This is a genomic window from Pseudomonas kilonensis (assembly GCF_001269885.1).
Lineage (GTDB): Bacteria > Pseudomonadota > Gammaproteobacteria > Pseudomonadales > Pseudomonadaceae > Aquipseudomonas > Aquipseudomonas kilonensis.
Genome location: NZ_LHVH01000027.1, coordinates 63231 through 81292 on the forward strand (window position 1 = coordinate 63231; position 18062 = coordinate 81292).

The following is an 18062-nucleotide window of genomic DNA, read 5'->3' on the forward strand; positions in this document are numbered from 1 at the left end:
GGCCACCCTTAATAAGTCCGAATCTTAGGTTCAAAAGTCGGAACAGTCTTCGGCGAGAAGTTCACAGCACGCTTGGTCACGCGCTTGTCACCCGGGAAGTAAAGGGTGTGGCACAGCCAGTTTTCGTCGTCACGATCTTCGAAGTCTTCACGGGCGTGAGCGCCGCGGGACTCTTTACGTACTTCGGCAGCAATGGCGGTAGCTTCAGCCACTTCCAGCAGGTTCTGCAATTCCAGCGCTTCGATACGGGCAGTGTTGAACGCCTGCGACTTATCGTTGATCTTCACGTTGGCGATTCGTTCACGCAATTGCGCCAACTGGGCAATACCCTTCTGCATGTATTCGCCGGTACGGAATACACCGAAGTAGTTCTGCATGCAGTTTTGCAATTCGCGACGCAGGGTCGCCACGTCTTCGCCTTCGGTACGCTCGTTCAGAGCGGACAGACGCGCCAGGGCAGCTTCGATGTTGGCGTCGGTGGCATCGTCGTATTCGATACCGTCGGACAGGGCTTTTTCCAGGTGCAGGCCAGCAGCGCGACCGAAGACCACCAGGTCGAGCAACGAGTTGCCGCCCAGGCGGTTGGCACCGTGGACCGATACGCAGGCCACTTCACCCACTGCGAACAGGCCAGGGATGATTTCGTCCACGCCTTCGGCGTTCTGGGTGATTGCCTGGCCATGAATGTTGGTGGCAACGCCGCCCATCATATAGTGGCAAGTTGGAACTACTGGAACTGGCGCAACGACCGGGTCGACGTGAGCGAAGGTCTTGGACAGCTCGCAGATGCCTGGCAGGCGGCTGTGCAGCACTTCCTCGCCCAGGTGGTCGAGCTTGAGCATCACGTGGTCGCCATTCGGGCCACAGCCGTTACCGGCGATGATCTCTTTAACCATCGAACGGGCAACCACGTCACGACCGGCAAGGTCCTTGGCGTTCGGAGCATAACGCTCCATGAAACGCTCGCCGTGCTTGTTGATCAGGTAACCGCCTTCACCGCGGCAACCTTCGGTGACCAGTACACCGGCGCCGGCGATGCCGGTTGGGTGGAACTGCCACATTTCGATGTCTTGCACCGGTACGCCTGCACGCAGGGCCATGCCGACGCCGTCACCGGTGTTGATCAGGGCATTGGTGGTGGAGGCATAGATACGACCTGCACCGCCGGTCGCCAGTACGGTGGCCTTGGCGCGGATGTAGGTGGTTTCGCCGGTTTCGATGCAGATCGCGATCACGCCGACAAAAGCGCCATCCTGGTTCTTCACCAGATCGACAGCGTAGTACTCGTTCAGGAACACGGTACCGGCTTTCAGGTTGCCCTGGTAAAGGGTGTGCAGCAGTGCGTGACCGGTACGGTCGGACGCTGCGCAAGTACGTGCAGCCTGACCGCCCTTGCCGTAGTCCTTGGACTGGCCACCGAACGGACGCTGGTAGATACGACCTTGCTCGGTACGCGAGAAAGGCATGCCCATGTGGTCCAGCTCGTAAACGGCAGCCGGGCCTTCCTGACACATGTATTCGATAGCGTCCTGGTCACCGATATAGTCGGAACCCTTGACGGTATCGTACATGTGCCAGCGCCAGTCGTCGTTCGGGTCGGCCGAAGCGATGGCGCAGGTGATGCCGCCCTGGGCGGAAACAGTGTGCGAACGGGTCGGGAAGACCTTGGTGATCACGGCAGTCTTGTGACCGCCCTGTGCCAGTTGCAGCGCCGCGCGCATGCCGGCACCGCCACCACCAATGATGATGGCGTCGAAAGAAATCGTTGGAATGTTAGCCATGGATCAGATACCCCAGAGAATCTGCACACCCCAGACGAAGTAAGCGAACATCGCAACGCCGCATACTGCCTGGAAGAGGAAACGTACGGCAGTCGCCGATTTGCCGAACGCCATTGGCGTCAGGTAGTCGGTCGCGATGGTCCACATGCCGACCCAGGCGTGAGCGCCCAGTGCGACAAGTGCCAGCAGACTGAAGATGCGCATCCAGTTGTTTGCGAACAGTTCATGCCATTGGGCGTAGCCAATGCCAGGGTTTGCCACGACATATCCGATCAGGAAAATGAAGTAAGCCGCGAGAACGACCGCAGACACACGCTGGGCCATCCAGTCGTAGAGGCCCGAACGCGAAAGGTTCGTGACGTTGGTTACCATATCCAGACTCCTGCCAGAACGATCAGCACCGCAGACACGGCGATAATGATTTTCGAGCCCAGCTTGCCGCCTTCCAGCGTCTCACCGATGCCCATGTCCATGATCAAATGGCGCACACCGGCAACCAAGTGATACAGCAAGGCGGACAGGATGCCCCAAATCACTAGCTTGGCTAGCGGACTGGTCAGACACGCTTTCACCTGACCGAAGCCTTCTTCCGAATCGAGCGACTTGTCCAATGCATAAAGCATGATGGCCAGGCTGACGAAGAGGATGACACCGGAAATACGGTGAAGAATGGACGTGTAAGCAGTGACTGGGAGTTTGATGGTCCTTAGGTCTAGGTTTACAGGTCGTTGGCTTTTCACGGCTTTTTTTTCACACTGAAGAGCCCCTAACAATCAGGGCAAAGTTGTTGGGGCGCGCACTGGTCAGGTACTCACCACCCAGGGAGTGACGACCCCCAAGAAAGCAGGCCCAAAAGCCCCTGGCGGTCGGTGGCCGAGTATAGACAGTTAGGCTACTAATGACAACGCGTTCACCTTCCCCTAATAGCGCATTGCACATATGGCGTAAAAGGCGTAAACGGCAGGCAATTTCGCGGAAAAAGTCCGGTTAAAGCCTTCTGGAGCAAGACTTTAGGCAAATTGACTTTCGGATTTATCTCACTATAGTGGTGCGGGCCCTGCGTGGGGGGTCTGTCTGATGATTTCAAGCATTAATAGGAGGCCACATGGCTGACAAAAAAGCGCAGTTGATCATCGAGGGCGCAGCCCCCGTCGAGCTGCCCATTTTAACCGGCACCGTTGGTCCCGATGTAATCGACGTACGGGGCCTGACGGCCACGGGCCGTTTCACCTTTGACCCAGGTTTCATGTCGACCGCCTCGTGCGAGTCGAAGATCACCTACATCGACGGCGACAACGGCATCCTGCTGCACCGCGGCTACCCGATCGAGCAACTGGCTGAAAAATCGGACTACCTGGAAACCTGCTACCTGCTGCTCAATGGCGAGCTGCCAACCGCAGAGCAAAAGGCCCAGTTCGTCAGCACCGTGAAGAACCACACCATGGTTCACGAGCAGTTGAAGACCTTCTTCAACGGCTTCCGTCGCGATGCCCACCCGATGGCCGTCATGTGCGGCGTTGTCGGCGCCCTCTCGGCCTTCTACCACGACTCCCTGGACATCAATAACCCCCAGCATCGCGAAATCTCCGCGATCCGCCTGGTGGCGAAGATGCCGACCCTGGCAGCCATGGTCTACAAGTACTCCATGGGCCAGCCCATGATGTACCCGCGCAACGACCTGACCTATGCAGAGAACTTCCTGCATATGATGTTCAACACCCCGTGCGAGATCAAACCGATCAGCCCGGTGCTCGCCAAGGCCATGGACCGGATCTTCATCCTCCATGCCGACCACGAGCAGAACGCCTCCACGTCCACCGTGCGCCTGGCCGGCTCCTCGGGTGCCAACCCGTTCGCCTGTATCGCCGCCGGTATCGCCGCGCTCTGGGGCCCTGCCCACGGCGGTGCCAACGAAGCGGTACTGACCATGCTCGATGAAATCGGCGATGTCTCCAACATCGACAAGTTCATCGCCAAGGCCAAGGACAAGAACGATCCGTTCAAGCTGATGGGCTTCGGTCACCGGGTCTACAAGAACCGCGACCCGCGCGCCACCGTCATGAAGCAGACCTGCGACGAAGTGCTCAAGGAACTGGGGATCACAAACGATCCGCAACTCGAACTGGCCATGCGCCTGGAAGAGATCGCCCTGACCGACCCATACTTCATCGAGCGCTCGCTGTACCCGAACGTCGACTTCTACTCGGGGATCATCCTCAAGGCGATCGGCATTCCAACCAGCATGTTCACCGTGATCTTCGCCCTGGCGCGGACCGTCGGCTGGATTTCCCACTGGAAGGAAATGCTCTCCAGCCCGTACAAGATCGGCCGTCCGCGCCAGCTGTACACCGGCTACGAGTCGCGTGACATTACTCAGCTGGAAGACCGCAAGTAAGGCCTGCCTTGCCATAGGTTCCACGCTGCACTGAAACAGCCCCTGCTTCTTATATAAGAGCAGGGGCTGTTTTGTTTAGGCCCTCTTTGATATCTGCGGCGACTGGTCCGACACCTTCGCGAGCGAGCTCGCTCCCACATTGGACTCTGTGTACGACGCAAATCCCCTGTGGGAGCGTAGTGCTGTTCACTTAAGGAAACGGCGCTTTTCCGAGGGAGCGCCGCTTCCTTTGGGGTTGGGTTGGATTGGATTGGGTACATATCCGTTGCTGCGGTAACGGCTGCTTAGGGTTCCGCCCTGACGGCGGCTCACTTTTGAGAAGCGCAAAAGTAAGCAAAACGCTCTTGCCCCACCACTTGGCACCTCGCTTAGGCTCGGTGTGCCCTCACTCCGGCATTGCTCCGTGGGCCGCCGCGAAGGGCCATCCATGGCCCAGCGCGGCTATCCCGGCATCCATGCCGGGATGCCCACTGCGCAATGCCTGCGTTCGGCCAGCGTGGTTAACGGGGCGCCCCAGATCAAGATCAGAAACGAGGCGGCCTGATAGCCGACCTGTCTCTGGCGGCTGTGCTTCAATCCAACTGTATGGGAGCGAGTCTGCTCGCGAAGGCGATGGCACATGCGTTGAAGATGCTGACTGCTCCGACCTCTTCGCGAGCAAGCCCGCTCCCACAGGGGAAACGCGGTCCCACCAAGAACCAGGTCGGCTATCAGGCCGCCTCGCGGTGGACGTTGATCTCGGCGCCCCGTTAACCACGACGGCCGAACGCAGGCATTGCGCAGTGGGCACCTCGGCATGGATGCCGAGGTAGCCGCGCTGGGCCATGGATGGCCCTTCGCGGCGGCCCACGGAGCAATGCCGGAGTGAGGGCACACCGAGCCTAGGCGAGGTGCCGAGTGGTGGGGCAGAGCGCTTTTGGTTACTTTTGGCGCTCTTCCAAAAGTGACCCGCTGTAAGAGCGGAACCATAAGTAGCCGTTACCGCAGCAACGGATATACACCCTTACCCCAATCCACAGCCTTAAGTGAACAGCATTACCTGTGGGAGCGGGCTTGCTCGCGAAGGCGTCATCACTCAAACCGCAGTTATCGCACACAAAAAAATACCCCAGCCTCTCGACCGGGGTATTTCTTCAAGCACTTATCTCTACATCAATGGTTAACCGCCCCACTCGCCCCCAGGCCAGTCTGCGAACGCACGAACTGCGGGAAGAACAGCGCCCGCTCGTTGGCACCTTCAGTCGACTTGTCGGTGATGGAGAAGAACCAGATGCCGACAAAGGCAATGGCCATCGAGAACAGCGCAGGGTATTCATACGGGAAGATCGCCTTCTCGTGACCCATGATCTGCACCCAGATGGTCGGACCGAGCACCATCAGGCCCACGGCACTGACCAGGCCCAGCCAGCCGCCAATCATGGCGCCACGGGTGGTCAGCTTCTTCCAGTACATCGAGAGCAGCAGTACCGGGAAGTTGCAGCTCGCCGCGATGGAGAACGCCAGGCCCACCATGAACGCGATGTTCTGCTTCTCGAACAGGATACCCAGGCCGATCGCCAGCACCGCCAGGGCGATGGTGGTGATTTTCGAGACGCGAATCTCGTCCTTCTCGTTGGCCTTGCCTTTCTTGATCACACTGGCATACAGGTCATGGGACACCGCCGAAGCACCGGCCAGGGTCAGGCCCGCGACGACCGCCAGGATGGTGGCAAAGGCTACCGCCGAGATGAAGCCCAGGAAGATACTGCCGCCCACAGCGTTGGCCAGGTGCACCGCCGCCATGTTGTTGCCGCCGAGCAAGGCACCTGCCGCGTCCTTGAAGGCCGGGTTGGTGCTGACCAGCAGGATCGCGCCGAAGCCGATGATGAAGGTCAGGATGTAGAAGTAACCGATGAAGCCAGTGGCATACAGCACGCTCTTGCGCGCTTCCTTGGCGTCGCTCACGGTGAAGAAGCGCATCAGGATGTGCGGCAGGCCAGCGGTACCGAACATCAGCGCCAGCCCCAGGGAGAAGGCCGAGATCGGATCCTTCACCAGGCCGCCTGGGCTCATGATCGCCTCACCTTTAGGGTGAACCTTGACCGCCTCGGCAAACAGCATGTTGAAGTCGAAGTTGACGTGCTTCATGACCATCAGGGCCATGAACGAAGCCCCCGAGAGCAACAGCACCGCTTTGATGATCTGTACCCAGGTGGTGGCCAGCATGCCGCCGAACAACACGTAGAGGCACATCAGGATACCGACCAGGATCACCGCAACGTGGTAGTCCAGGCCGAACAGCAGCTGGATCAGCTTGCCGGCACCGACCATTTGCGCGATCAGGTAGAACGCCACCACCACCAGCGAGCCGCTGGCAGACAGGGTGCGGATCTGGGTTTGCCCCAGGCGGTAGGATGCCACGTCGGCAAAGGTATATTTACCCAGGTTACGCAGGCGCTCGGCGATCAGGAACAGGATGATCGGCCAGCCCACCAGGAAGCCGATGGAGTAGATCAAGCCATCGTAGCCCGAGGTGAACACCAGCGCGGAAATCCCCAGGAAGGACGCCGCCGACATGTAGTCGCCGGCAATGGCCAGGCCGTTCTGGAAGCCGGTGATCTTGCCGCCGGCCGCATAGTAGTCGGCCGCCGAGTTGTTTTTCTTGGACGCCCAGTAGGTGATATACAAAGTCGCGCCGACGAAGGCCACGAACATCAGGATAGCCGCGACGTTGAGGGGTTGTTTCTGCACGGCGCCGGTCAGGGCTTCAGCCGCCCAGGCGCCCGGGGCGAACGCTGCGATGCTCAATAGAGCCAGTAGACGCCGGATCATTGCTGAGCCTCCTTGAGAATCGCATTGTTCAAGTCGTCGAACTCGCCGTTGGCGCGCCGTACGTAGATACCAGTCAGGATGAAGGCCGAGAGAATCAGGCCGACACCGATGGGAATGCCCCAGGTGATAGTGGACTCAGGCGAGATCTTGGCCCCGAGAATGTGTGGCCCGTAGGCGATCAGAAGAATGAAGCCGGAATACAGCCCAAGCATGATCGCCGAGAGAATCCAGGCGAACTTTTCCCTTTTTCTCACCAGCTCCTTGAAGCGCGGGCTGTTTTGAATCGAGAGGTAAATGCTGTCGTTCATTGTTTTTATCCTCGCAGCACAGATTTAATTGGAACAACCCTACTCTATGCGGCTCAAGGCCAGGTTCCAGACGACCTTAGTATTAGAACGACATGACGGTGTTGCCCGTTTCCTTCACATTTTCCGCAGTTCCCTTTGTGGGAGCGGGCTTGCTCGCGAATGCAGTGTGTCAGTCAACACATGGTTAACTGAAAAATCGCATTCGCGAGCAAGCCCGCTCCCACAGGGATTTGTGCAGGACCAAGGATCTGCGGGCACAAAAAAAAGCCGCATGACACAAGTCATGCGGCTTTTCGGAACAGCTAAACCAGGCCGATTACTTGCCGGTCCACTCCTTCACGCGATCCGGGTGCTTGGCGACCCAGTCCTTGGCAGCAGCGTCAGGCTTGGCACCTTCCTGAATCGCCAGCATGACTTCGCCGATCTCGTCTTTCGAAGCCCACTGGAACTTCTTCAGGAACTCGACCACTTCCGGCGCCTTGGCCTCCAGGCCCTTGCTGCCGATGCTGTTTACAGTCTCAGCCGCGCCGTAGACGCCTTTCGGGTCTTCCAGGAAGCGCAGTTTCCACTTGGCGAACATCCAGTGCGGCACCCAACCGGTAACGGCGATGGATTCGTTTTTCTTCTCGGCACGGGTCAGCTCGGCAATCATGCCAGCGCCGGAACTGGCCTTGAGTTGATAACCGGTCAGGTCGTAATCCTTGATAGCCTGTTCGGTCTTGAGCATCACGCCAGAACCGGCGTCGATGCCGACGATACGCTTCTTGAAGGAGTCGTCGGTCTTGAGATCCTCAAGCGACTTGGCCTTGACGTACTCCGGCACGATCAGGCCGATTTTCGCGTCCTTGAAGTTGGGGCCGTAATCGACCACCTGGTCCTTGTTCTTGGTCCAATAGTCGCCGTGAGTCACTGGCAGCCAGGCCGAGAGCATCGCGTCGAGTTTACCGGTGGCCACGCCTTGCCACATGATCCCGGTCGCGACCGCTTGCAACTTCACGTCATAACCGAGTTTCTGCTTGATCACTTCGGCGGCCACGTGGGTGGTCGCGACGCTGTCGGACCAGCCGTCAACGTAACCGATGCTCAGGGTTTTGGTTTCGGCGCTGGCCAAGGTGGAACTGATGGCCAGTACCAGTGCGGCACCTGCGCCCAAGAGTCGTCGCATCTTCATCGTTACTTCCCCGAAAGTGCTGCGCCCGACGGATGCCGGGCGGCGTCAACGTATAGTTATGATGCTCAGCGCCCCCATCACGCTCGCCCTCAAACCGGCCTGAACGCCAGTGGAGTACTGACTCGCTGATCATCAACCTGCGCCGATCCGGAACCTGCTCTGTCTGCGACGTCGAGGCAACGAGAAACGACATCAGAACGCCAGCTCTCAGTTCAGGGCATTTGTAGCACCGCCACACGTGAGGTTTAGCCGTCATATCCGGCAAACGCCAGATAACTAGCCGCCGCCGCGCACGACCGTGTATCGTCCCGCTACTATCGCACCCCGTCCGTGCCTGTTTTGTGCCCATCATGGCACTTGGCTCTGCTTCGGTGGTCATAGCCTGCGAACCTCATTCGGCACCTTCCTTTAAGGGATCCAGTCATGCTCCGTTCCTTGCGCTTCGCTGCCCTTCTCGGCGGCCTTATCCTGAGTGCGTCCGCGCTGGCGGCAGATATTGACGCCGCCAGCTATGGCTACCCCTTGACCAACCCGTTCGAGGCGACCATCGCCACCACGCCACCGGACCTGCGTCCGGAGTTGCCGCTGATCGAAGACATCAACCAGGCGGACCACAGCCTGACCCTGCGCCCGGAACGCGAGTTCATCCTGCCGGACAACTTCTGGCCGGTGAAAAGCCTCACCTACCGCATGGCCACCCAGGACAAACCCGCGCCGCTGATCTTCCTCATCGCCGGCACCGGTGCGCGCTTTGACAGTAGCATTAATGAATACCTCAAGCGCCTCTACTACAAGGCCGGCTACCACGTGGTGCAGTTGTCATCGCCCACCAGCTTCGACTTCATGAGCGCCGCTTCACGCTTCGCCACGCCAGGCATTTCCAAGGAAGACGCCGAAGACATGTACCGGGTGATGCAGGCCGTGCGCGCGCAGAACCCCAAGCTGCCGGTGACCGAGTATTACCTGACCGGTTATAGCCTAGGTGCCCTGGACGCGGCCTTCGTCGCACACCTGGACGAAACCCGGCGCAGCTTCAACTTCAAGAAGGTGCTGCTGCTGAACCCGCCAGTGAACCTCTACACCTCGATCACCAACCTGGACAAACTGGTCCAGACCGAGGTCAAGGGCATCAACAACACCACGACCTTCTATGAGCTGGTGCTGAACAAGCTGACCCGCTACTTCCAGCAAAAAGGCTACATCGACCTCAACGATGCGCTGCTCTATGACTTCCAGCAGTCCAAGCAACACCTGAGCAACGAGCAGATGGCCATGTTGATCGGCACCTCGTTCCGCTTCTCGGCGGCTGACATCGCGTTCACCTCGGACCTGATCAACCGGCGCGGCCTGATCATCCCGCCCAAGTTCCCGATTACCGAAAGCACCAGCCTGACGCCATTCCTCAAGCGTGCATTGCAATGCGATTTCGACTGTTACCTCACCGAGCAGGTGATCCCGATGTGGCGCGCGCGCACCGACGGCGGCAGCCTGCTGCAACTGGTCGACCAGGTCAGCCTGTACGCGTTGAAGGATTACCTGCACGACAGCCCGAAGATTGCCGTCATGCACAACGCCGACGACGTCATTCTCGGCCCGGGCGACCTGGGTTTCCTGCGCAAGACCTTTGGCGATCGCCTGACGGTTTATCCACTGGGCGGCCACTGCGGCAACCTTAACTACCGCGTCAACAGCGACGCCATGCTGGAGTTCTTCCGTGGCTAAATATCTGCTGCTTATCGCCGCGTTAATAAGCGCGGGCATGGTCCACGCCGACAACAGCAAGGCCAATGCGCCAGTGGTGGTGGATTCGGACGGTTTCAAGGAACCGTTGACCAAGCTCAAGTTCAACCCGGGGCTGGACCAGCGCGAGTTCGAGCGCTCGACCCTAAACGCCCTGAACGTCTATGACCCGCTGGAGTCGTGGAACCGCCGGGTCTATCACTTCAACTACCGCTTCGACCAGTGGGTGTTCCTGCCCGTTGTCGATGGCTACCGCTACATCACCCCCAGCTTCATGCGCACCGGGGTCAGCAACTTCTTCAACAACCTGGGGGACGTGCCTAACCTGATGAACAGCCTGCTGCAATTCAAGGGCAAGCGTTCGATGGAAACCACGGCACGACTGCTGCTCAACACCACCGTCGGCATCGCCGGCCTGTGGGACCCAGCCACCGCCATGGGCCTGCCGCGCCAGAGCGAAGATTTCGGCCAGACCCTGGGCTTCTACGGCGTGCCTGGCGGCGCGTATTTCGTGCTACCGATCTTCGGCCCTTCAAACCTGCGCGACACTTCGGGCCTGCTGGTGGACTACACAGCCGAATCGGCGATCAACTTCCTGAACGTCTCCGAAGTCAGCTCCAACCACCCGGAGTTGCTGCTCCTGCGCGGTGTGGACAAGCGCTACCAGACCAGTTTCCGCTACGGGCAACTGAACACGCCGTTCGAATATGAAAAGGTGCGCTACGTGTACACCGAGTCGCGCAAGTTGCAGATTGCCGAATAAACCAACGCCTGACGCAAATCCCAATGTGGGAGCGGGCTTGCTCGCGAATGCGGTGTGCCAGATGACATGTTCGTCAACTGACACACCGCATTCGCGAGCAAGCCCGCTCCCACAGTGGTTATGAGTTGTCAGTTTTAGCCTTTGAGCGTCTTCCAGACCTTACTGACAGCCAGCACCCCGACCAACACCACCGCCCCCGCGACAATCCCCGCCACCGCATTGAGCAACATCGGCACGATAAACCCGGCCCCGCCAGCGCTGGCCGTCACGCTTTCGATCCAATGATGCACCGCCGGCACGCCATGGGTCAGGATGCCACCGCCCACCAGGAACATCGCTGCGGTGCCGATCACCGACAAGCTTTTCATCATATAGGGCGCTGCGCGCAGGATGGCCCCGCCGATGCTTTTGGCGACCTGTCCTGGCTTCTGCGTCAACCAGAGCCCCAGGTCATCGAGCTTGACGATGCCCGCCACCAGGCCGTACACACCGACGGTCATGACAATCGCAATACCCGACAGCACGATCACCTGTTGAGTCAGCGGCGCATCGGCGACGGTGCCGAGGGTGATGGCGATGATTTCCGCCGACAGGATGAAGTCGGTGCGTACCGCGCCCTTGATCTTGTCCTTTTCAAAGGCCACCAGATCGACCGCCGGATCAGCCACCGCCTCGACCAGTTGCGCATGTTCGGCCTGATCTTCGGCCTTGCTGTGAAGGAACTTGTGGGCCAGTTTTTCGAACCCTTCGAAACACAGGTAGGCGCCGCCCACCATCAACAACGGTGTCACCAACCAAGGAACGAAGGCGCTGATCGCCAGCGCCGACGGCACCAGGATCAATTTGTTGATGAACGACCCCTTGGCCACCGCCCACACCACCGGCAGTTCCCGCTCGGCACGCACACCTGACACCTGCTGGGCATTGAGCGCCAAGTCATCGCCGAGCACACCGGCGGTTTTCTTGGCGGCCATTTTGGTCATCAGCGCAACATCGTCGAGCACGGTGGCGATATCGTCGATCAGTACCAGCAAACTGCTTCCGGCCATGAAGGGGCTCCTTGAATAATGATGCCGCGAAGCATACCGCGAGCCGTGGTGCCTTGGGGCATTCTTGAGCGCCGCGCGAGGCCGGTGCTACCATGCGCCACCGCCAGAACAGGCAAGGAACCCCTGGGTTTATGAGCACTATCCGCGAGCGCAACAAAGAATTGATCCTGCGTGCCGCCAGCGAAGAATTTGCCGACAAGGGCTTCGCCGCGACCAAGACCAGCGACATCGCGGCCAAGGCAGGCCTGCCCAAACCCAACGTCTACTACTACTTCAAATCCAAGGAAAACCTCTACCGCGAGGTCCTGGAAAGCATCATCGAGCCGATTCTCCAGGCTTCGACACCGTTCAACGCCGACGGCGTGCCCGGTGAGGTGCTGAGCCACTACATCCGCTCAAAGATCCGCATCTCCCGCGACCTGCCCTTCGCCTCGAAAGTCTTCGCCAGCGAAATCATGCACGGCGCCCCCCACCTGAGCCCCGACCTGGTGGACCAACTCAACGCCCAGGCCCGGCACAACATCGACTGCATCCAAACCTGGATCGACCGCGGCCAGATCGCCCCCATCGATCCCAACCACCTGATGTTCAGCATCTGGGCCGCCACCCAGACCTATGCCGATTTCGACTGGCAGATCAGCGCCGTGACCGGCAAGGCCAAGCTGGATGAAGCGGATTACGAAGCGGCGGCGCAGACGATTATTCGGTTGGTGTTGAAGGGGTGTGAGGTGGATCGCTAGGCTCAGGACCCCATCGCCTTTATCGAAAGCGGTGGGTCAGTTTGTGAATATGCTGAACATGCCGCCGTCTTCGCGAGCAAGCCCGCTCCCACAGGGTCCCCAGTGTTCACTGATCCAATGTTCGCCACAGATCCCTTGTGGGAGCGGGCTTGCTCGCGAAGGCGGCGACTCGATTTCAAGTCAAAGCCAGATGGCATCCCACAACGGATAGTCGCCAAGTCGCTCTACCAGACCTGCCCGCAGTGGATTTGCCACAACATAGCGAGCCAGCTTTACCAAATCCTCTTCCCGCCGCAGCGCTCGATCATGGTAACCCGGTTGCCAAAGGCTGCCAGCCCTACCAGCCGCCTCGTTGACTCCCTTGGCACTGATGGACTTCACCCGACACATCAACTGCCCCAAGGACCCACGGTGCAGTTGAATCAACCAATGAACATGATCAGGCATGACGACAAAAGCCAGGGAGTCAGCAATGCCCTGCTCCTGTACCGCCCGGAATTGACGGATAACAGTTCTGCCCAAGCCATAGTCTTTGAAGACCGGTTCGCGCTCTAGTGTATTGGCGGTCAATAAGTAGATGCGGTTCTGCTCTGCATAGCGACCGATACGCAAGCGATGTGAAGCTGAGCGTACAGGCATTCCGTCGCCCTCCTTTCCCAATGAAGTCCTAAAAGGCTAGCGCTGTGAATACAACATCATGGTCAGACTCTTTAGCCGGATGTGTCTGGTCGATTGCCTTCGCGAGCAAGCCCGCTCCCACAGGGGATGTGCAATGTTCACACATTTTGTGTCGACAACCAGATCCAGTGGGAGCGAGCTTGCTCGCGAAAACGCCAGTCAATTCACCGCAAAATCAAACAGTAACCCCCACATCCGCCCTCAACCGCAGCGCCTCCACCGCCCTGACCGCCACCTGCTCATCCACATCCGAAACATCACCACTGACACCAATCGCCCCCAGCACCTTCCCATCCTGATCCCTGATCAACACCCCACCCGGTGCCGGTACGACGTTGCCCTGCCCCAGCCCGTTCAATGCCGCGAAAAACGCCGGGCGTTGCTGGGCGTCCTGGGCCAGCAGGCGTGAGCCTTTGCCCAGGGCGATGGCGCCCCAAGCCTTGCCGATGGCGATCTGCGGGCGAAGCAGGCTGGCGCCGTCTTCGCGCTGCAAGGCAACCAGGTGCCCGCCGCTGTCCAGGACCGCGACGGTCAGGGGCGCAGCGCTGATTTCACGACCGGCGGCAAGGGCTTGCCCGGCCAGGTTGACGGCGATTTTCAAGGTTAGAACGCTCATGGGTGCTGTCCTTCTTTTGTTATGGGAGAGCCTTGTGGGCTTCACTTTCAGCAAAACCGAACACAACAAATAGAACACAACAATACATATTTTTGTATACAATAATTTTCACAAAGCACCTTAATCGATGGAAGGCCGTAGCAAAACCTGGCCTTCCGACGAATGAAACAGATGCTTGAGGAAATGGATTGACCTGCGCCGTTTACCGTGAATACACTCTGCGCAAAGCCATTTGTATACAATTACAAAACGTAAGAGGCACAAAACAATGAGCAAAATGAGAGCAATCGAAGCCGCCGTTCTGGTAATGCGCCGTGAAGGCGTGGACACCGCCTTCGGTATCCCGGGTGCCGCGATCAACCCGCTGTACTCCGCCCTGCAGAAGGTGGGTGGCATCGATCACGTCCTTGCTCGCCACGTTGAAGGCGCCTCGCACATGGCCGAGGGCTACACCCGCACCAAGGCTGGCAATATCGGCGTGTGCATCGGCACCTCGGGCCCGGCCGGCACCGACATGGTGACCGGGCTCTACAGCGCCTCGGCCGATTCGATCCCGATCCTGTGCATCACCGGGCAAGCCCCCCGCGCCCGTCTGCACAAGGAAGACTTCCAGGCTGTGGATATCACCAGCATCGTCAAACCCGTGACCAAGTGGGCAACCACCGTGCTGGAGCCCGGCCAGGTGCCGTATGCCTTCCAGAAGGCGTTCTTTGAGATGCGCTCCGGCCGTCCGGGCCCGGTGCTGATCGACCTGCCGTTCGACGTGCAGATGGCCGAGATCGAATTCGACATCGACGCCTACCAGCCACTGCCCCTGGCCAAACCCGCGGCCAACCGCGTGCAGATCGAGAAAGCCCTGGCGATGCTCAATCAGGCTGAGCGTCCGTTGCTGGTGGCCGGTGGCGGCATCATCAACGCCGATGCCAGCGAACTGCTGGTGGAGTTCGCCGAACTGACCGGCATTCCCGTCATCCCTACCTTGATGGGCTGGGGCACCATCCCCGACGATCACCCACTGATGGTCGGCATGGTCGGCCTGCAAACCTCCCATCGCTACGGCAACGCCACCTTGCTCAAGTCGGACGTGGTGCTGGGCGTCGGCAACCGCTGGGCCAACCGTCATACCGGTTCGGTGGACGTCTACACCGAAGGCCGCACGTTCATTCACGTGGACATCGAGCCGACCCAGATCGGCCGTGTCTTCACGCCCGACCTGGGTATCGTCTCCGATGCCGCCTCGGCCCTGACGGTGTTCATCGAAGTGGCCCGTGAATGGCAAGCCGCCGGCAAGCTGAAAAACCGCGACGCCTGGTTGCAAGACTGCCAGCAACGCAAGGCCAGCCTGCAACGCAAGACGCATTTCGACAATGTGCCGGTCAAGCCACAGCGCGTGTACGAAGAAATGAACCAGGTGTTCGGCAAGGACACCTGCTACGTCAGCACCATTGGCCTGTCGCAGATCGCCGGGGCGCAGTTCCTCCATGTCTACAAGCCGCGCCACTGGATCAACTGCGGTCAGGCCGGCCCCTTGGGCTGGACCATTCCGGCCGCGCTGGGGGTGGTCAAGGCCGATCCGAGCCGCAAGGTCGTGGCGCTGTCGGGCGACTATGACTTCCAGTTCATGATCGAAGAGCTGGCGGTGGGTGCGCAGTTCAAACTGCCCTACATCCATGTCGTGGTGAACAACTCCTACCTGGGCTTGATTCGCCAGGCCCAGCGCGGGTTCGACATGGACTACTGCGTGCAGCTGTCCTTCGACAACCTCAACGCCCCGGAACTCAACGGTTATGGCGTGGATCACGTTGCCGTGGCCGAAGGCCTGGGATGCAAGGCCCTGCGGGTGTTCGAACCGTCCGGCATCCAGCCGGCCCTGCGCCAGGCCCAGGCGATGATCGAGGAGTTCAAGGTGCCGGTGATCGTCGAGATCATCCTGGAACGGGTGACCAACATTTCCATGGGCACCGAGATCAACGCCGTCAATGAATTTGAAGATCTGGCGCTTGTGGGCAACGATGCACCGACTGCCATTTCGCTACTCGATTGACCTGTGGGAGCGGGCTTGCTCGCGAAGACGGCTTCAGATCCAACAAAGATGTCGGCTGATACACCGCTTTCGCGAGCAAGCCCGCTCCCACAGAGGGGTTTGCCAAATACTTACAGGAGACCACCATGCCGCGTTTCGCCGCCAACCTGTCCATGCTGTTCACCGAGCAGGATTTTCTCGCCCGTTTCGAAGCCGCCGCCAAGGCCGGTTTCAGTGGTGTCGAATACCTGTTTCCTTATGACTACAGCTCCGCCGAACTCAAGGCCTTGCTCGACGCCAACGGCCTGACCCAGGTGCTGTTCAACCTGCCGGCCGGTGACTGGGCCAAGGGCGAGCGCGGCATTGCCTGCCTGCCGGACCGGGTCGAGGAGTTCCGCGCCGGTGTCGACCTGGCCATCGCCTACGCCCAGGTGCTGGGCAACACCCAGGTCAACTGCCTGGCCGGGATTCGCCCGCAGAACTGCAGTGAAACCCTGGTGGAGAAAACCTTCGTCGCCAACCTGAAATACGCCGCCGAGAAGCTGCAGGCCAACGGCATCAAGCTGGTAATGGAAGCCATCAACACCCGTGACATTCCCGGCTTCTACCTGAACAACACCGCCCAGGCCCTGTCGATCCGCGAGCAGGTGGGCAGCGCCAACCTGTTTCTGCAGTACGACATCTACCACATGCAGATCATGGAAGGTGACCTGGCCCGGACCCTGTCGGCGCACCTGGGCGAGATCAACCACGTGCAACTGGCGGACAACCCGGGCCGCAACGAGCCGGGCACGGGCGAGATCAACTATCGCTTCCTGTTCGAACACCTGGACCGCATCGGCTACACGGGTTGGGTCGGCTGCGAATACAAGCCGCTGACCACCACCGAAGCGGGTCTGGAGTGGCTGAAAACCCATAACGCGACCTGAACACCTTCCCCTGTAGGAGCTGCCGAGTGCAACGAGGCTGCGATCTTTCCCCTGACACTTGAGTCCCGGGCGAAAGATCAAAAGATCGCAGCCTCGCTTCGCTCGACAGCTCCTACGAGCAGCGATAACAACAAGAGGATTTCCCCATGGCTAAAATCGGATTCATCGGCACCGGCATCATGGGCCACCCCATGGCACTGAACCTGCAAAAGGCCGGTCACAGCCTGTTCCTGTCCCAACACCATGACCCGGCCCCGGCCGACTTGCTGGCGGGTGGCGCGGTGGCGCTGGCCAACCCGAAGGAAGTGGCCCAGGAAGCCGAGTTCATCATCGTCATGGTCCCGGACACGCCGCAGGTCGACGACGTGCTGTTCCGCGCCGACGGCGTGGCGGCGGGCGTGGGCGCGGGCAAGGTGGTCATTGACATGAGCTCGATCTCCCCCACCGCCACCAAGGCGTTCGCGGCGAAGATCAATGAAAAAGGCGCGCAGTACCTCGATGCACCGGTGTCCGGCGGAGAAGTCGGCGCCAAGGCCGCGACGCTGAGCATCATGGTCGGTGGCGACAGCGCCGCCTTCGAGCGGGCCCTGCCGCTGTTCCAGGCCATGGGCAAGAACATCACCTTGGTGGGCGGCAACGGCGATGGCCAGACCGCCAAAGTGGCGAACCAGATCATCGTTGCCTTGAACATCCAGGCGGTAGCCGAAGCGTTGTTGTTCGCCTCGAAAAACGGTGCCGACCCGGCCAAGGTCCGTGAAGCGCTGATGGGCGGTTTCGCTTCGTCGAAGATCCTCGAAGTACACGGCGAACGCATGATCAAGGGCACCTTCGACCCGGGCTTCCGCATCAGCCTGCACCAGAAGGACCTGAACCTGGCGCTGCAAGGCGCCAGGGAACTGAACATCAACCTGCCCAACACCGCCAACGCCCAACAAGTGTTCAGCACCTGCGCGGCCATCGGCGGCAGCCACTGGGATCACTCGGCGCTGATCAAGGGGTTGGAGCACATGGCCAATTTCTCCATCCGCGACAACTGACACACCAAAAAACCCTTGTGG

General features: G+C 59.7%; 17 protein-coding genes. 8 read left to right on the forward strand and 9 right to left on the reverse strand.

The window, feature by feature from the left end; genetic code table 11:
* Nucleotides 1-8: 8 nt before the first annotated feature.
* From sdhA to sdhC, 3 genes are read right to left on the reverse strand one after another with little or no spacing between them, the layout of a single operon-like run.
* Entirely contained in the window at nucleotides 9-1781 is a 1773-nt protein-coding gene (gene sdhA / locus AD662_RS20840) for a succinate dehydrogenase flavoprotein subunit (protein WP_014339586.1), read from the reverse strand.
* A 3-nt stretch (nucleotides 1782-1784) separates the two neighbouring features.
* On the reverse strand, nucleotides 1785-2153 hold the full coding sequence (sdhD, locus tag AD662_RS20845; protein WP_014339587.1) for a succinate dehydrogenase, hydrophobic membrane anchor protein: 369 nt from the start codon (nucleotides 2151-2153) through the stop codon (nucleotides 1785-1787).
* Nucleotides 2147-2521 (reverse strand): succinate dehydrogenase, cytochrome b556 subunit, encoded by a 375-nt coding sequence (gene sdhC, locus AD662_RS20850; protein ID WP_003179220.1) that lies wholly within the window; start codon nucleotides 2519-2521, stop codon nucleotides 2147-2149. The genes sdhD and sdhC overlap by 7 nt, the downstream gene beginning before the upstream one ends.
* Before the next feature lie 365 nt (nucleotides 2522-2886).
* On the opposite strand from sdhC, the gene gltA reads away from it, so the two are divergent.
* Entirely contained in the window at nucleotides 2887-4176 is a 1290-nt protein-coding gene (gene gltA / locus AD662_RS20855; protein WP_014339589.1) for a citrate synthase, read from the forward strand.
* 403 nt (nucleotides 4177-4579) lie between these two features.
* The gene (locus tag AD662_RS29375; RefSeq protein WP_156334929.1) at nucleotides 4580-4720 is read left to right on the forward strand and encodes a hypothetical protein; all 141 of its coding nucleotides are present in this window, start codon (nucleotides 4580-4582) and stop codon (nucleotides 4718-4720) included.
* 608 nt (nucleotides 4721-5328) lie between these two features.
* Here the strand turns inward: AD662_RS29375 and AD662_RS20865 are convergent.
* The 3 genes from AD662_RS20865 to AD662_RS20875 form a co-directional block, all read right to left on the reverse strand.
* Nucleotides 5329-6987 carry a cation acetate symporter gene (locus AD662_RS20865; RefSeq protein WP_053182279.1) on the reverse strand — a complete coding sequence of 553 codons (1659 nt, stop codon included), beginning with the start codon at nucleotides 6985-6987 and terminating at the stop codon, nucleotides 5329-5331.
* Nucleotides 6984-7295: a DUF485 domain-containing protein gene (locus AD662_RS20870; protein ID WP_014339591.1), complete on the reverse strand. Its 312-nt coding sequence runs from the start codon at nucleotides 7293-7295 to the stop codon at nucleotides 6984-6986. Before AD662_RS20870 ends, AD662_RS20865 begins: the two co-directional genes overlap by 4 nt.
* A 316-nt stretch (nucleotides 7296-7611) precedes the next feature.
* A complete protein-coding gene (locus tag AD662_RS20875; RefSeq protein WP_014339592.1) occupies nucleotides 7612-8466 on the reverse strand; it encodes a glycine betaine ABC transporter substrate-binding protein in 855 nt (284 codons plus the stop codon).
* A gap of 423 nt (nucleotides 8467-8889) precedes the next feature.
* Between AD662_RS20875 and AD662_RS20880 the strand changes: the two genes are divergently transcribed.
* The gene (locus tag AD662_RS20880; protein ID WP_003204449.1) at nucleotides 8890-10188 is read left to right on the forward strand and encodes an alpha/beta fold hydrolase; all 1299 of its coding nucleotides are present in this window, start codon (nucleotides 8890-8892) and stop codon (nucleotides 10186-10188) included.
* On the forward strand, nucleotides 10181-10969 hold the full coding sequence (locus tag AD662_RS20885) for an MlaA family lipoprotein (protein WP_053182282.1): 789 nt from the start codon (nucleotides 10181-10183) through the stop codon (nucleotides 10967-10969). The genes AD662_RS20880 and AD662_RS20885 overlap by 8 nt, the downstream gene beginning before the upstream one ends.
* A gap of 134 nt (nucleotides 10970-11103) precedes the next feature.
* Here AD662_RS20885 and AD662_RS20890 read toward each other — a convergent pair whose 3' ends face one another.
* Nucleotides 11104-12018, reverse strand: a complete 915-nt coding sequence (locus AD662_RS20890) for a DUF808 domain-containing protein (protein ID WP_053189662.1) — start codon at nucleotides 12016-12018, stop codon at nucleotides 11104-11106.
* Nucleotides 12019-12149: 131 nt separating this feature from the next.
* Between AD662_RS20890 and AD662_RS20895 the strand changes: the two genes are divergently transcribed.
* On the forward strand, nucleotides 12150-12758 hold the full coding sequence (locus tag AD662_RS20895) for a TetR/AcrR family transcriptional regulator (RefSeq protein ID WP_053182288.1): 609 nt from the start codon (nucleotides 12150-12152) through the stop codon (nucleotides 12756-12758).
* Nucleotides 12759-12938: 180 nt separating this feature from the next.
* Here the strand turns inward: AD662_RS20895 and AD662_RS20900 are convergent, their stop codons facing one another.
* Together AD662_RS20900 and AD662_RS20905 are read right to left on the reverse strand one after the other, a co-directional pair.
* Complete coding sequence (locus AD662_RS20900) at nucleotides 12939-13397, reverse strand: REP-associated tyrosine transposase (protein WP_018604651.1); 459 nt, start codon at nucleotides 13395-13397, stop codon at nucleotides 12939-12941.
* Nucleotides 13398-13611: 214 nt separating this feature from the next.
* Nucleotides 13612-14052: a GlcG/HbpS family heme-binding protein gene (locus tag AD662_RS20905; RefSeq protein WP_018604653.1), complete on the reverse strand. Its 441-nt coding sequence runs from the start codon at nucleotides 14050-14052 to the stop codon at nucleotides 13612-13614.
* Nucleotides 14053-14320: 268 nt separating this feature from the next.
* Between AD662_RS20905 and gcl the strand changes: the two genes are divergently transcribed.
* The 3 genes from gcl (at nucleotide 14321) to AD662_RS20920 (ending at nucleotide 18041) form a co-directional block, all read left to right on the forward strand.
* Entirely contained in the window at nucleotides 14321-16096 is a 1776-nt protein-coding gene (gene gcl / locus AD662_RS20910) for a glyoxylate carboligase (protein WP_018604654.1), read from the forward strand.
* A 125-nt stretch (nucleotides 16097-16221) separates the two neighbouring features.
* Entirely contained in the window at nucleotides 16222-17004 is a 783-nt protein-coding gene (gene hyi / locus AD662_RS20915; RefSeq protein WP_053189663.1) for a hydroxypyruvate isomerase, read from the forward strand.
* A gap of 146 nt (nucleotides 17005-17150) precedes the next feature.
* Nucleotides 17151-18041 (forward strand): 2-hydroxy-3-oxopropionate reductase, encoded by an 891-nt coding sequence (locus AD662_RS20920; protein WP_053189664.1) that lies wholly within the window; start codon nucleotides 17151-17153, stop codon nucleotides 18039-18041.
* Nucleotides 18042-18062: the final 21 nt, after the last annotated feature.

Coding starts and splice junctions, on each gene's coding strand:
- sdhA (WP_014339586.1), bottom strand. CDS start 1,781: ATGGCTAACATTCCAACGATTTCTTTCGACGCCATCATCATTGGTGGT.
- sdhD (WP_014339587.1), bottom strand. CDS start 2,153: ATGGTAACCAACGTCACGAACCTTTCGCGTTCGGGCCTCTACGACTGG.
- gltA (WP_014339589.1), top strand. CDS start 2,887: ATGGCTGACAAAAAAGCGCAGTTGATCATCGAGGGCGCAGCCCCCGTC.
- AD662_RS20865 (WP_053182279.1), bottom strand. CDS start 6,987: ATGATCCGGCGTCTACTGGCTCTATTGAGCATCGCAGCGTTCGCCCCG.
- AD662_RS20870 (WP_014339591.1), bottom strand. CDS start 7,295: ATGAACGACAGCATTTACCTCTCGATTCAAAACAGCCCGCGCTTCAAG.
- AD662_RS20875 (WP_014339592.1), bottom strand. CDS start 8,466: ATGAAGATGCGACGACTCTTGGGCGCAGGTGCCGCACTGGTACTGGCC.
- AD662_RS20880 (WP_003204449.1), top strand. CDS start 8,890: ATGCTCCGTTCCTTGCGCTTCGCTGCCCTTCTCGGCGGCCTTATCCTG.
- AD662_RS20890 (WP_053189662.1), bottom strand. CDS start 12,018: ATGGCCGGAAGCAGTTTGCTGGTACTGATCGACGATATCGCCACCGTG.
- AD662_RS20895 (WP_053182288.1), top strand. CDS start 12,150: ATGAGCACTATCCGCGAGCGCAACAAAGAATTGATCCTGCGTGCCGCC.
- AD662_RS20900 (WP_018604651.1), bottom strand. CDS start 13,397: ATGCCTGTACGCTCAGCTTCACATCGCTTGCGTATCGGTCGCTATGCA.
- AD662_RS20905 (WP_018604653.1), bottom strand. CDS start 14,052: ATGAGCGTTCTAACCTTGAAAATCGCCGTCAACCTGGCCGGGCAAGCC.
- gcl (WP_018604654.1), top strand. CDS start 14,321: ATGAGCAAAATGAGAGCAATCGAAGCCGCCGTTCTGGTAATGCGCCGT.
- hyi (WP_053189663.1), top strand. CDS start 16,222: ATGCCGCGTTTCGCCGCCAACCTGTCCATGCTGTTCACCGAGCAGGAT.
- AD662_RS20920 (WP_053189664.1), top strand. CDS start 17,151: ATGGCTAAAATCGGATTCATCGGCACCGGCATCATGGGCCACCCCATG.